This is a genomic window from Microcystis sp. LEGE 00066 (assembly GCF_015207925.1).
GTDB classification, from domain to species: Bacteria; Cyanobacteriota; Cyanobacteriia; order Cyanobacteriales; family Microcystaceae; genus Microcystis; species Microcystis ichthyoblabe_A.
The window spans coordinates 1-14,940 of record NZ_JADEVX010000111.1 but is presented as its reverse complement, the minus strand read 5'-3'; the positions used below and the strand labels follow the sequence as shown (position 1 = coordinate 14,940).

Sequence of the window (14,940 nt, the reverse complement as noted above, 5' to 3'; positions counted from 1 at the left end):
ATGATATCAGCCAGACTTGGAAACTATCTCATCAAATTAGTCCCCCCATAGAACCTCCTTGAGCCATCTTGCACACTTTTCTCTTTTTGTCAAATTTTATGTTAAGAAAGATGTGACTAATGGATAGGATTAAGGGTTGGGGAGTTTGGGGATAGATAGGAACATGGATGCGATCGAGTGACCTGGGACTATTAGCGGGTAAACTATACTAAATTCGTTGAGTATAGGCTACTTATCAGGATAAGCAAAAGGCTTCGACGGTCAGACTTCGGCGTGATATCAGGCTTCCAGTCAGTAGCTATTGAGCCTTCAGCAGATCGTCGCAGTAACCGGATTCTTCCTTGATAATGATAATCAACGATATTAGCAGTGGCAAGTACGATTCTGGACATAAAAACCGAATTCAACAATTTTCCCCGATAAACTGCTTATTTAAACTTTATATAGAGTTTGACAACATTTGAAACACAACTTAATATAAGTTTACATTCTAAAACTAAACACAACATTAAGTTAGTATTTCTCAGAGTTCATGGAAAAGCCGAAATAATTTGCCTTGAGTTATTTTGACTCATTCCCTAACTACTGACTAAGAAAACTACTTAACAGAACTTTATGGTATCCCTTTTGATTGCTAGTCTTCTGACGTTGTGATATTGCCTAAAAGCTAATGTGAAACATCAGCAAATTTTTCCCTAACCAACAATGCTGTTAAAAGCTTGTTCAATGTTTATAACTATTGGCTCTATATTTTTTTGAAAAGACCAAATCGGAGGTTTGTAACTAATGGCAGTTTTCTTTGGAACTATATTTGACGACAACTTTGTGGGGACCAGTTTTAACGATACCTTTATTGGTAGTAGCGGCAACGACATATTCAACGGTGGCAGTGGTTTTGACACTGCTGACTACAGCAATCTTCGCAACCCTTTTTCCTCAAGAGTCTCTGTTCCACAGAGTATTACTATTTTGCCCACAGGCAAAATCTTGAAAGGTAGTCTCGGCAGTGATCAACTGACTTCTGTTGAAAGAATTCTTGCCAATCCTTTTGCTAGTAATAATTTAATTGATGCTTCCACAGCCGCTGCCCCCTCATTTATCGAGGTTGATCTCAGTACCTCCCGTTTAACCGTCAGAAATGTTCCTCTTCTCGGTGCTTTAAACTTTACTGTTAACAACTTCGATGATGTCTCAGGAACTAATCAAGATGACTTCATAAAAGGTGATAGTCAAAATAATCTTTTGCGAGGAAATGGAGGCAATGACACCTTTTTCGGCACGACAGGAAACGATACCCTTGAGGGGGGAACAGGCAATGATACCGCCGACTATCGGGGATTAAGAAGAGCGATTACTGTCAAACCGACGGGAATCGTTGAGAAAAGGTTTGCAGGGGTCGATGATACGATCAGTATGGAGACGATTATTGCCAATCCTCTGGTGGGCGGTAATACTATCGATTCCAGCACTGCTTCGTTGGGAGCTTCCCTTTCTATCAATCTCTCCACGGGTGGGGCTTCTGTTTTTGGTCCTTTTCCCACCATCAATCGGACTTTTCTCAATTTTGATGATGTCATCGGGACTAGCGGCAATGATACAATTACTGGCGATTTTCAAGCCAACATTCTCAACGGTAGTAGCGGGGATGATGTAATCAGTGCTGGTGGCGGTAACGATACTCTTGTGGGTGGTGCTGGGGCAGATACTCTCACTGGAGGAACAGGGACTAACACTTACATCTACAATTCCTCTTCTGAAGGAGCAGATTTGATCACTGATTTCATCTCTGTTGATCGAATTCAGTTAAGATCTTCTGGTTTTGCCGGATTATCTCGCGGTAGCCTCTCCGCTCGTCGCTACGGTGAAGGTGACTCCCTGGTTGCTGCCGCCGGTGCGGCATTTCTTGCGGGGGCCTTCTCTAATGCGGCAATTTTGAGTGTTGGCACGGCTGCAGGGGTGGAGGTATGGTACACCAGTAATGCTTTTAATACCGCCGTATTCGGTACAGGTGCTAACCTTCTGGCCACCTTAAGTTCTACCTCTACCACTCTGGCCACAGTCAACCAAAGCAACTTCAGTGTAATTGCCTAATATCTAAATTTTTCAATCTAAGGTAAGAGCTTGTACTGTTTCAGTACAAGCCTTTTTATTGGAATCCCATAGAGCTTTAACCAACTTCTGATAGGATAAACCGTGACAATGTAAAGAAATTTTTATGACTGTACTGACCGAAGGAATCGCGCCCCACGGTGGGCAATTAATTAATCGTATTGCTACCGCAGCCGAAAAAGCCGAATTTCTGGCCCTAGCTGAAAAACTACCGCGAGTTTCCCTAGATGAACGAGCGCTCTCGGATTTAGTTATGATTGCTATTGGTGGTTTCAGTCCCCTCAAAGGCTTTATGGAACAGGACGACTACGAAAAAGTCGTCGATGATATGCGTCTAATCAATGGTTTACCCTGGGCAATTCCCGTGACTCTTTCCGTTAGCGAAGAAGTGGCGGATCCTCTCAAAGAAGGCAACTGGATTCGTTTAGACGACAGCGAAGGCAACTTTGTCGGAGTCCTGGAACTAACCCAAAAATACCGTTATAATAAGGCCCACGAAGCAGTTAACGTCTATCGTACCGACGACCAGAAACATCCCGGGGTAAAAGTCCTCTACGAACAGGGAGAAATTAACCTCGCAGGTCCAATATGGTTACTTCAGCGCGATCCTCATCCTCAGTTTCCCAAATATCAGATCGATCCTCTGCAATCGCGCAAGATGTTCCACGAAAAAGCTTGGAAAACGATTGTCGGTTTCCAAACCCGTAATCCCATCCACCGGGCCCACGAATACATTCAAAAATGCGCCCTAGAAGTGGTAGATGGTTTATTCTTGCATCCCCTTGTCGGCGCTACCAAAAGCGATGATGTACCGGCCGATGTGCGGATGCGTTGCTATGAGATCATGATGGATAAATACTTCCCCCAAGATCGCGTTATTCTAGCTATCAACCCCTCAGCTATGCGTTATGCGGGTCCCCGGGAAGCAATTTTCCACGCTATTATCCGTAAAAACTACGGTTGTACCCATTTTATCGTCGGTCGTGACCATGCCGGAGTCGGCGACTACTACGGAACCTACGATGCTCAGTATATCTTTGATGAGTTCGAGCCGGGGGAATTGGGAATCGTACCGATGAAGTTTGAACACGCTTTCTACTGTACCCGCACTTCGGGAATGGCAACCACCAAAACTAGCCCCAGTTTACCGGAAGAAAGAATCCACCTTTCGGGAACGAAAGTCCGGGAACTGCTGCGCAAAGGAGAATTACCACCCCCGGAATTCTCCCGTCCAGAAGTGGCTGCCGAATTAATCCGGGCTATGCAAGGATCATGAACATAACTAGGCGAGAATTGATCCAGCAGACAGGTTGGGGGTTGCTGACTTTGGCTATTAGTCAAGGGACTCTTAATCGTCATTTGGCTGCTCTCGCCGCCCCTAATCCCCGAAAATTGGCTCTTTTAGTCGGTATTGACCAGTATGGGGCGAATATTCCGCCGCTGCCCGGTTGTCTTACCGATGTGGAGTTACAAAAAGACCTTCTCCGTTATCGTTTTGGTTTTCAGGATGCTGATATAGTAACTTTAACGGGACAACAAGCCAGTCGAGAAGCGATCGAAGCGGCTTTTTTAGAACACCTGATCGCCCAAGCCAGGGCGGGGGATGTGGTAATTTTTCACTTTAGTGGTTATGGCAGTGTTGGGGCCGGAAAAGAGGTTTTTATTACTGCTGATGGGTCAGAAAATGCTTTAATCAAGGAAAATATCCTGCTGATGGCTCGCTGTCTAGCTACGGATAAGTGTAGCTTGATTTTTGATAGTAGTCATCTCCCCCAACCTCAGCCCTATCTCGGTAATCTTCGCGTTCGTTCCTATCCCGAAAGCCTGACTGATCTTAACCCCGCCGAGTTAACTTTCGCTGCCGATATTAAAACCCGTTTTAATCTCAAAAATAAGCCTAGTAACGGCGTTATTCTCGCTGCCGCTAAACCGGAGCAACTCGCCCTGGAATTGAGCGGTAATAGCCCTAATGCTGGCTTATTCACCTATGATCTCACCCAGTATCTCTGGCAAGCTTGCCCCAGTCCGACAATTGCGATCGCTTTTCCCCATCTCCGTCATCTCGTCGCTAGTCACAGCAGTGAACAACAGCAGCCGGCAATCCTGACCGGTAATCAAAATAATTCTGCGCCGCCATATCATATACAGCCAGAAAAGTCAAGGGGTGGAGCGGCAATTGTTACAAATCTTATTGATGAACGCACCCTAGAAGTCAATCTGGTCGGCCTGCCCTTAGAAATCCTAGAAAATTACGGAATTAACTCCTGTTTGAGCTTTATTGAGGCGACTGGGGAGGAAATCAGCCTACAAATTCTCTCCCGTCAGGGTTTAAAAGCCAAAGCGCAATTATTATCACCAACCGCCTCCCTAGAAATAGGACAGATTCTACAGGAAAAATTGCGGGTTTTTCCCAGTCAAATTGGTTTAATCGTCGGTTTGGATAGTAACTTAACCCGGATCGAACGGGTAGATGCCACCAGTACCTTTGCCAGTTTGCCCGATGTAGCCGCCGTGGTTAACATTGGTGAACAAACGGTAGATTGTCTCTTAAGTCGAGTTGGTAGCGAAGAAACTGGCAATTATCAGTTATTATCTGCCAATGGCTCCCTAATTATCGGTAGTTTAGGGGCGGCCAACGAAGCAATTAAATCGGGGATCAAACGACTGCAATCGCAACTAGAAACCCTGCTAGCCCGCAAATTGTGGCACTTATTGATCAATCAAGAATCCTCCGGTTTAGCCGTCATTGTCACCCTAGAAAGCCTCGATCAAACCTATATCTCCACGGTACAAACCCAAAAAATACCGGGTAGCAGGGGGACTAATACCGCTAAAAATGACTTAATTCTGCCCGTCGGGACGGAAATTCGCTATCAAATCGAAAATCAAGAAGAACAACCCCTCTACGCAATGATCCTTGTCCTCAACAGCGATCGCCAACCGCTTTTATACTGTTCCCGTTCAGAAAACCCCGATAATTCCACCAATTCCAGTCCATTAGCCCCCTTTGTCGTGGCGGCCAAAACCAAGGCCACCATCCCCAATGACCGCCAAGGGCATTGGAAAATTAGTCAACCCAAGGGCATCAGAGAGAATATACTGATCCTCAGTCGCCATCCTTTCCCGAAAACCTTGACCCTTCTCAATGCCACTCAAAGCCTCAAGGGAGAAGCCAGCCAACTGCTCACCCTGACTAACCCCCTAGAAATAGCCAGAGCTTTCTGGAGCGATCTAAAATTAGATTTAGGCTTAAAAACGGATAATTCTGGCAGTGTAATTGATGAATACGCCTTTGATCTGGGAACTTGGTCAGGTTTCCGGTTTATTTATCAAGTTATCGACTAAATCGATAGAATAATTCTTATGGAATCCTTGAAAAGAAAAGGTTAAAATCCTAACACAGCTACCCCTAAATTTCCCGATGAATCTTCTGCCCCGGACCACCCAAAGCCGCCTCAAAAAAATTCCACAAATTCCCAGTGTTTGGGAAGGAGATCGTCGTGCTTTATCCTTATCCGAGAAAATGCCCCGGGCTACCCTAGAACCAAATCAAGAAAGCGGTGGCGAGTGCGTGATCTGGGTGGATGGTAGCGAGGGCTGTGTACGCGCTATGGAAGTAGTTTCCCCCGAAACCGGACCGGAGGCCATGGTGAGAACCTTAATCCGCGCCATCGAAACACCGCAAAATCCCGCCCGGCCAGCTAGACCGAAAAAAATTATCGTCCGCGATCGAGAAACACAGTTTTTTCTGCGTGGGGTACTACAAGATCTCGATATCACCATCGATTATGTCCCCAATTTGCCCCTGATCGATGATCTCTTTCGTGGATTCGACGAATTCCAAAATAACCGCCCCCCGGCAATTCCCCCCGCTTGGCAGTCCGCTTTAGTGAAAACTGCTCACGAAATTTGGAAAGCTGAACCCTGGTCCTGTTTGGCTGATTACGATATTTTGGAAATTAAGATTGATCGCCCCGATTTCCCGAATCTTTACGCCTGTGTCATGGGAATGCTCGGTCGGGAATACGGAGTCATTCTCTATCGTTCCCTAGCATCCCTCAAACAATTCCGGCAGGCCGCTTTAGAAGAAAAATCGATGGAAAGATTAGAAAAAGCCTTTCTTTCCCAAGATTGCTGGTTTTTAAGCTACGAATTGGCCGATGATGATGAGGACGATGATGAGGATGACTACGATCTGGCCTCGGCTGCCCCCTCCCAAATCCATCCAGTTTTCGGCAGCGTGCATCCCTACGAAGGTATTCGCCCCTATTTGGATGAAGAAGAAGCCATCACTGTATATTTAGCTTTAATAGCTCTGTTGCGCTTTTTTAAAGGCAATCAATCCGCTTTATCCGAAGAACCGATCGGAGAATTACAGCGTCGTTTTCGCATTCCCCTCGATCCCGAACAAGCAAAAGGGGAAACCGTGGCCGTGACGGTGGCTACGATGCCCGATCTATGTGCGGAATTTATGCAACTCTTAGAGGAGGAGGACGACGATGAGGATGATGATGAGGAAGAATCCGTACTCAAGGAAAATCTAGTCCCTGATAATGCACATCTGAGTCTGGGAATGGTTCCCTGGCAATTATTAGATAAAATTCGCAGTCGCCCGAAAATCCATTATCAACCCCAATCCGTACCCACAAAAGGGGAGGGTTTCCCCGTGGTGATGATCCAGACCTCCCGACCAAAAGCCAAGGAAATTATCGAAAAAATCGAACAAGCTGGCGGTTTGGCGGCCATTGGTTTTAACCCCGGCGAAGATCCCCTAGAAGATACCCGTTATGATCTGGGGATTCTGAAAATGGCTAATGGGGACCTCTATCTCTTTGGGGAATTCGAGCAAGATGATCCCGACCACCGTAATGCTCGCCGCAATTGGCAAAAACGCATCAAAAATACCGAAGGTTATTGTGGTTTGATTATTGCCATGGGCGTAACCGGTTCCTCCTGCGGTAATCCCCAATTAAACGATATGTTAGCCCTCTACGAGGCAAAATCGATCGATAGTAAAGATTTAGACTTGGGAGTTTTGACTCTTATGCCTCACTTTGGTTAATTTGAACCGGCAGCGGCGGCTCTTTTTCAGTGAACAGTAATCAGTGAACTGAAAACTCTAATCTGACCACTGAAATCGCCAAAATTAAGCGACAATGTAAAGTAAGGTAAAACTTTCTGGACAAATTCTTAATTATGGTGTTATTCGGATTCGGAAAAAAATTAACTTTGCCCACGGCAAGGGAAGCACTACCCGGGCGATCGGAAAAAATGCCCGTACCTAGCACCCACTACGTTAACGGTCGTCCTTTGCAGCCCCCCTTCCCCGGCGGTATGGAAACCGCAATGTTTGGTTTAGGCTGTTTTTGGGGAGCAGAGCGGAAATTTTGGCAATTAGAAGGAGTTTACACCACGGCCGTGGGTTATGCGGCTGGTATCACCCCCAATCCCACCTATCAGGAAGTGTGTACCGGCATGACTGGGCATAATGAAGTGGTCTTAGTGGTCTATGATCCCAGTGTGATTTCCTACGAACAACTGTTAAAGGTTTTCTGGGAAAGTCATAATCCCACCCAAGGAATGCGTCAGGGTAATGATACGGGAACTCAGTATCGATCGGGTATCTATACTTATAATCCCCAGCAAAAGCAATTAGCGGAAAAATCTCGATCGATCTATCAAGAAGCTCTCAATAAAGCGGGCCATGGTCAAATTACCACGGAAATTATCGACGCACCTGAATTTTATTATGCTGAAGTTTATCATCAGCAGTATTTAGCGAAAAATCCCGGCGGTTACTGCGGTTTAGGGGGAACGAAAGTGGAATGTCCGATCGCTCTTGATCTGAAGTTAAATTAAGTAGGGTTAGGAGTCAGTTATCAGTTATCAGTTATAATTTAGAATGTAGGTTCGGTTGAAGCATGAAACCCAACCCCCGATTATGTTACGCTACCGCTAACCCATCCTACCAATAATTGTGCCTCCCTACTTATCATTTATCATTCATAATTTAGATCATAAAATATCTTTTCTTTTTTGCAACCAATAGGTAAGGAGAAAATAAATAAGAGAATGAAGAATTAATACTCCCCAATTCAATAACAAATTATTGATAGATAATTGATAAACTTGATTGGTATCCTCAAAGGGTAAAGGGAAATTAAAACTATTTTGTTCTTTTGCTTCTGCAATCATAGCTTCCACCTCTACTAATACCCCATAGGCACCAATCGACCAGCGACTAATCATCAACCATGATAGATATTTTCCCAGACCTTCTAAGTTAAATAATACCCCAGCAAAGATAATCTGAGGAATTAAAATTAAAGGTAAGGCACTATTTGCTTGAGTGATATTATTAACGCCAGCAGAAATTAATAAACCGAGATTAATTGCCGCAAATATAGTTAAAAATGTAGTAATAAAACAGCCAATTAACCAAGTCATTAATTCTGGTTGCGGGTCAGTAAATCCCCAAAATATTACGCAGGTAATTACAATTGTTTGCAGAAAAGCTAAGGCTGCTAAAACCATAATTTTTGAGAATAAATAGGGTAATAATCCCAGATTAACTAATCTTTCTCGCTGATAAATTGGCGATTCTTTGACAATTTCCTGTAGGGAACAGGCAAAACCTACCCACAATTCCGCACAGGTAAAAACAAAGAGAGTTTTTAATGCTAAAGGTGCCGATTGGATAGCCTGATTAAAACTGGGATTATCCCCCAAAAATAAAGGATTTTCGTTACCTAAAACCATGGCCATTAATAAAATTCCGATCGGGGCGGTTAATAGGTATAAAATTAAACTAACCTGATCGCGGATAATTAATTGGCTATAGCGTTGACATAAAACCTGTAGTTGCGACCAAAAAGATTGTTGAACCTGTTGCGGTTTACTATGATTTTGCTGAAATATTTTACCGATTCTTGCTTCAATATTATTTTTGTAGTAGTCGGATTTTTGGAAACGTTGGCATTCTTGCTCAACTTTTTCGCTAGTTTCCAGATGAATATAAATATCGGCAAAATCCCCCTGAGGTAAAGAGAAAAAATTTAAGGCCTCCCCCGGAGAACCAAAATAACATAAATTGCCTCCTTGACCAAGAAAAACTAATCGATCGCAGAGATTGATATTATTAGTAGCATGGGTGACTAGGAGAATTGTTCTGCCTTCTTTGGCCAATTTTGCCAGCAATTCCATCATCTTTTTATCTAAACCGGGGTCTAATCCCGAAGTGGGTTCATCTAAAAAGAATAATTTGGGATTGGCTAATAATTCTACCGCAATACTCACCCTTTTTAATTGACCACCGCTTAAGTCTCTGACTAAAGTATTTCTTCTTTCTAACAATTCCACCTGCTGCAGGGTTTTCTCGATCACTTCTTGGCAATTAAGATCCGGAGGTAGCCTTAATTTAGAAGCATAATATAACACTTCTCCCACGGTTAAATCCCTGTGAACGATATCGTATTGGGGAACATAACCGATTTGGGTGCGATAGATATTAAAATTCTGGCGCAGCTCTTCCCCATTCAGATAAACAGTTCCCGAGGTGGTGGGTTCAATTCCTAATAAAGTCTTTAATAAAGTCGATTTTCCCGCACCACTTCCCCCGACAATTGCCACTAATTGACTCGGTTCGATCGGTAAGGAGATATGATTGAGAATTATCAAAGGTCGTTTCTTTTTATCCCGCACCATCCTGACGATATTTTCGGCATCCAGACGGATATTATCCCCCGTATCTAATAAAACCAATTCATCTCCCTGCAACCGAAAACTATAGGGGCCGATTCTCACCGTACAACCGTTGGTTAAAATGGCACTACCCGATACTTTTTGTCCGTCGATAAAGACTCCATTGGTGCTTTTGTCGTGGAGAATATAACGATTTTGGTTATCGCTGTCGATAATCGCGTGTTGTCGAGAAATTGTCGGTGCGTCTAAAACCACAGTGGCAGCATTATCTCGTCCTAAAACTACACTGCGATTGCTTAGGGAAACCGATTTAAAAGCTAAAGGTGGGCTTTTTACTGGTTGGTTAGGATGATAATAGGTAATCTTGACCCAATTTTTGACATCTTGACCGATATTAATCTCATCTCCATTTCGTAAAAGATAGCCATCTTTGGGAGTAATGACGCGATTGTTGATAAAAAGTTTATTGGAACTAGGATTAGTCCCGTCTCCATCGTAGATATAGTAATCATTTCCCTGACGACGAAAACAAGCTTGGACTCGACTCACCACCGTCCAGTGTTGGGGAACAACTAAATCCACCTGTTGACCATCCCGACCCAATTTATAATTAGGACGACTTAGATTAATAGAAGGGAGAATTTCTCCCTGATTGTTAAGAATAATGTAGGGTTCTTGACTAATAACCGTTTTAATGTTAGGAGAATTGGTCATAAAAATTCGATCGGTAGATGGCGTTCGCGGGGGACAGTAAGAAGTTAAGATAGAATTAATGTCTCGATCGCTACTGTAAACCTCAGAGTCTGGAACGAACTCTAGAGATCATGTTAGTAAAACTTCTTAGGATCGATCGAGCTTGTCTAAATTCCTAAGACCTATCCACAGGTTATCGTGCTGTTAGACGATGGTTACAACTCCTATTTCTCCTACCGCCAAGGTTTCTAAAGTCGAAGGTATCAAAGAACGCAGTAATTATCTACGAGAACCTTTGGCCAGTGAACTCCTCGAAGATACAACCCATTTTACCGATGCGGCGGTGCAGATCCTCAAATTTCACGGTTCCTATCAACAGGATAATCGCGACAATAGAGCCAAAGGTCAAGAAAAAGACTATCAAATGATGTTGCGTACCCGCAGTCCGGGGGGGTTTATTCCCGCGCAACTATATCTTACCCTCGATAGTTTGTCCGATCGCTACGGTAACGGCACTTTACGCGTGACAACTCGCCAAGGCTTCCAATTACACGGCATTTTAAAGAAAAATCTCAAAGCAACCCTCGGGGAAATTATCCGCAGTATGGGATCCACTTTAGCGGCCTGTGGTGATGTTAACCGCAATGTCACTGCACCGCCAGCCCCCTACAAAAATCGCCCCGAATACGGCTATGCTTGGGAATATGCCAATAATATCGCCGATTTGCTCACTCCCCAAACTGGAGCCTATTACGAAATTTGGCTCGATGGCGAAAAAGTGATCAGTGCAGAAGAAGCACCAGAAGTCAAGGCATCGAGACAAAAAGATACAAATGGCATTAACAAAAAGGATCCGATCGAACCGATCTACGGTCAACATTATATGCCCCGTAAGTTCAAGATCGGTGTCACAGTGCCGGGGGACAACTCCATCGATATCTACACCAATGACCTCGGTTTAGTGGTGATTACCGACGCAAACGGTCAATTACAGGGTTTTAACATCCTTGCGGGGGGTGGACTGGGAAGAACCCACAATAAGGAAGAAACTTTCCCCAGAATGGCCGATGCGATCGGTTATGTGAGCAAAGAGGAGGTATATGATCTGGTAAAAGCGATCGTGGCAACCCAAAGGGATTACGGAGATCGCGGCGATCGTCGTCATGCGAGAATGAAATATATCCTCGAAGAATGGGGAGTAGAAAAATTCCGCAGCACTGTTGAGGGTTATTTCGGCCAAAAAATTGCCCCCTACCAACCCCTCCCCGATTGGAAATATCAAGACTTTTTGGGATGGAATGAACAGGGAGACGGAAAATTATTTTTTGGTCTTTCTGTGGAAAATGGCCGGGTCAAAAATGAAGGCAGTTTTCAGCTAAAAACCGCCTTAAAGGTGATTGTCGAGCGTTTTGAGCTACCCATGCGCTTGACGGCTAACCATAATATCATTCTCTACGAAATCGAACCCAAGGATCAGCAAGCGATCGAGGCGATCCTGAAAGAACACGGAATTATCACCAATCCCGCTGAAATTGACCCTTTAACCCGTTATGCCATGGCCTGTCCCGCTTGGCCCACCTGTGGATTAGCGATTACCGAGTCAGAAAGAATTTTACCCAGCGTGATTGAACGCATTCGCACCCTGCTTAATCGCTTAGGATTATCCAAAGAGGAATTTGTCATCCGCATGACAGGATGTCCTAATGGCTGCGCGCGTCCCTATATGGCAGAATTAGGATTTGTGGGTAGCGCTCCCAATTCCTACCAACTCTGGTTGGGGGGAACAGCCGATCAAACTCGACTAGCGCGCCCCTATTTGGATAAAATGGCGATCGATGATCTAGAAAAGGTCTTAGAACCGATTTTCGTTTACTTCCAACAGGATCAACAAAATAACGAAACCTTCGGAGAATTCTGTCATCGAGTCAATTTCCCTGCTTTACAAGCATTTTCAGCCACCTACACACCTAAAATGACCGAAACTACTACCACTGAATCAAAACCCAAACGCGTGCGTAAAAATCAAAACCGTGTCAGCGTCCCCGATGATATGTTTGTCCGTCTCAAGGAAGCTTCGGAAACGGAAAAACGGCCGATGAATCAAATCATCAATGAGGCGCTAGAGGCCTATTTTAGCCAAAAATCCTAATCAGTTACCAGTTATCAGTTATCAGTGACCAGTTGTCAATTTAAGAGAATTAACTTTTGGGAGTTATCTGGGAAGATTACCAATAACTCTTAATTTTCCTATATATCCTCAGTCTATGCTTAAAAATGAATGAGGGAAGTCCAGTCATATCAATTTGTACCCCTCTGGTGGGAAATTATGACAATCTCACAAACTAAAACAAATCCTTGGCAAAAACGTTCCCGAAAGGATGTTAAAAAATTATCAGATAATGAAATTAATGAAAAATATGAACAAGGTGAACGAAGAATATTATTAGAAATAAATCGAGAAAAATTGCCTAGTTTTGCTGATTCTTTAAAGAAACCTAACTATATGGAAAAGCGTCCTTTCTACCAGAGACGGGATCGCTGGGACGCACAAAAACAATCGAGACTGATTGAATCTTTTTTGATGAATATTCCCGTGCCTCCTCTGATTCTCTATGAAACTTCCTATAACTCCTATGAAGTAATGGATGGTCAACAAAGAATCACAGCAATTGATAATTTTTATAACAACAAATTAGAATTAACAGGGTTAGAGATCTGGCCTGAATTAGAAGGAAGAACCTATGAAAGTCTTCCTGCAAAAATCAAAGATGGCATCAATCGACGCGCCATTTCAACTATAGTTGTTATTACCGAGTCTCTATCGGATATAGAGGAAGCTTTATCTTTAAAACAACTGGTTTTTGAACGCCTCAATACAGGAGGTGTAGGTTTGAGTCGCCAAGAAATAAGAAACTGTATTTACTCTGGGAAATTCAATCAACTTTTATTGAAGCTTTCTGAGAATAATATTTTTGCTAAAGCTTGGAATATTCCTATTTATAATCAAGAAAAACTCAAAAAAAATCGATTTTATGAAAAGATGGGAGATGTAGAATTAATCCTCCGTTTTTTTGCCTTGAGGGATATTGACCAATATACCGGTAATTTATCTAAATATCTGGATAATTATATGATGAAAAAAAGTCTTAATTTTTCCGACGAGAATATCCAAGAGTTCGAGCAAGTATTTAACCAAACTATAGAGTTAGTATCTAACATTTATCAGGATCAGTTATTTAAGCCTTTCGATAGTAAAACCAAAACACATAAATCGAAAGCTTATAAAGTTTACTATGATGCAGTGATGATCAGTTTCAGTAACCATTTATCTGATTATCAAGAATTAATTACTAGAAAATCAGCGATAATTGATGAAACTATCAGCTTATTTACTCAAGATTCCCAGGGAATTACTCATCAAGATAAAAAATTAAAAAAAGGACTTTTCACCGGAGAAGGGGATACCAAAGATGATATTAAAGCTCGTATTCAAATTTTTGATTCTCTGATTCAACGAGTTCTTAAGCAGAGTATTTGAGAATGTTTGAAGGACTTTTAAATAACCTAAAGGATGAGATAAAGACCATTCAATCAATAATTAATATCAGTGAAAAACTTAGAGAAATTATTGCGGATAATCCTTCACAACTCAACACAGAAGACTTAAAATATCTTCAAGCAAACGCTCCTCTAACAAGAAAGTGGCTAGTTAACGATCATTGTTCATCTATCACAAGGTTATATGCTCTTTACGAAAATTTTGTCGAAAATCTAGTAAGAGATTGGATTATTTTGCTGCCTCAATTATATAGTTGCTATCAAGATTTACCTGAATCTGTAAGAAATCAGCATCAGACTGGTTGTGCTACATTACTGAGCAATGAAAATAAAATAAATCGCTTCGATTCTCTTTCAGAGAGGGACATTATCAAAAATTTATTTGATACTGAATACCAAAATACAAGCAGATATAATCTCACATCAGCCGCTTTTTTGTTACATGAAGCTAATCTTAGAAAAGAGCAATTAACCAGACTTTTAGTCAATGCTGGCATATCTGCAACTGATTCTTGGCAATGGATAGAAAATCATAAAAAAGTTAAGAATTTTATTGACAATAATAGTAGGGGTAGTGTGGAAAATGAATTAAAGAATTTTATCGAACTTCGTAATAATTCTGCTCATGGTAAAGAAATAGATACCGTTCTTAATGCCAATGAGTTACTACAATTATGTGATTTTGTCGAAGCTATATGTCAAGCTATGAGTGAATTAGTTCTTTATTGCTTTGTTGATAGGAAGAAAAAGATCAGCAATTCTCATTTTGAAATAAATAGAGCATTAACCCCGATTTTGGCATGGGCATATAGTACAAAGTAACTATTTTTGAGGAGAGGCGATCACCCAAAAAAACAGTTGGCTGGACAAATTAAGTAT

9 protein-coding genes are annotated in these 14,940 nt (G+C 42.5%); 8 read left to right on the top strand and 1 reads right to left on the bottom strand.

The genetic code is table 11. From position 1 onward, the window contains the following. Positions 1-786 precede the first annotated feature (786 nt). From IQ224_RS15280 to msrA, 5 genes are all read left to right on the top strand, one after another. On the top strand, positions 787-2,091 hold the full coding sequence (locus IQ224_RS15280; RefSeq protein ID WP_002743813.1) for a calcium-binding protein: 1,305 nt from the start codon (positions 787-789) through the stop codon (positions 2,089-2,091). A 124-nt stretch (positions 2,092-2,215) separates the two neighbouring features. Further along, positions 2,216-3,385: a sulfate adenylyltransferase gene (sat, locus tag IQ224_RS15275; RefSeq protein ID WP_002739877.1), complete on the top strand. Its 1,170-nt coding sequence runs from the start codon at positions 2,216-2,218 to the stop codon at positions 3,383-3,385. Beyond that, complete coding sequence (locus IQ224_RS15270; RefSeq protein ID WP_194033161.1) at positions 3,382-5,454, top strand: caspase family protein; 2,073 nt, start codon at positions 3,382-3,384, stop codon at positions 5,452-5,454. The genes sat and IQ224_RS15270 overlap by 4 nt, the downstream gene beginning before the upstream one ends. A 76-nt stretch (positions 5,455-5,530) precedes the next feature. After that, a complete protein-coding gene (locus tag IQ224_RS15265; RefSeq protein ID WP_002743810.1) occupies positions 5,531-7,171 on the top strand; it encodes a hypothetical protein in 1,641 nt (546 codons plus the stop codon). Positions 7,172-7,305: 134 nt separating this feature from the next. Next, positions 7,306-7,968: a peptide-methionine (S)-S-oxide reductase MsrA gene (msrA, locus tag IQ224_RS15260; RefSeq protein WP_036400820.1), complete on the top strand. Its 663-nt coding sequence runs from the start codon at positions 7,306-7,308 to the stop codon at positions 7,966-7,968. A 156-nt stretch (positions 7,969-8,124) separates the two neighbouring features. Here msrA and IQ224_RS15255 read toward each other — a convergent pair whose 3' ends face one another. Continuing rightward, positions 8,125-10,524 (bottom strand): ATP-binding cassette domain-containing protein, encoded by a 2,400-nt coding sequence (locus IQ224_RS15255; RefSeq protein WP_002743806.1) that lies wholly within the window; start codon positions 10,522-10,524, stop codon positions 8,125-8,127. A gap of 190 nt (positions 10,525-10,714) precedes the next feature. Here IQ224_RS15255 and sir point away from each other — a divergent pair, with 190 nt between their 5' ends. The 3 genes from sir to IQ224_RS15240 all read left to right on the top strand — a co-directional run bounded on the left by sir (position 10,715) and on the right by IQ224_RS15240 (position 14,883). Then, positions 10,715-12,652 (top strand): sulfite reductase, ferredoxin dependent, encoded by a 1,938-nt coding sequence (gene sir / locus IQ224_RS15250; protein WP_002743804.1) that lies wholly within the window; start codon positions 10,715-10,717, stop codon positions 12,650-12,652. A 129-nt stretch (positions 12,653-12,781) separates the two neighbouring features. Continuing rightward, the gene (locus tag IQ224_RS15245) at positions 12,782-14,041 is read left to right on the top strand and encodes a DUF262 domain-containing protein (RefSeq protein WP_036400818.1); all 1,260 of its coding nucleotides are present in this window, start codon (positions 12,782-12,784) and stop codon (positions 14,039-14,041) included. Between the two features lie 2 nt (positions 14,042-14,043). Continuing rightward, positions 14,044-14,883 carry an MAE_28990/MAE_18760 family HEPN-like nuclease gene (locus IQ224_RS15240; RefSeq protein ID WP_228036255.1) on the top strand — a complete coding sequence of 280 codons (840 nt, stop codon included), beginning with the start codon at positions 14,044-14,046 and terminating at the stop codon, positions 14,881-14,883. The last annotated feature ends 57 nt before the right edge of the window (positions 14,884-14,940 follow it).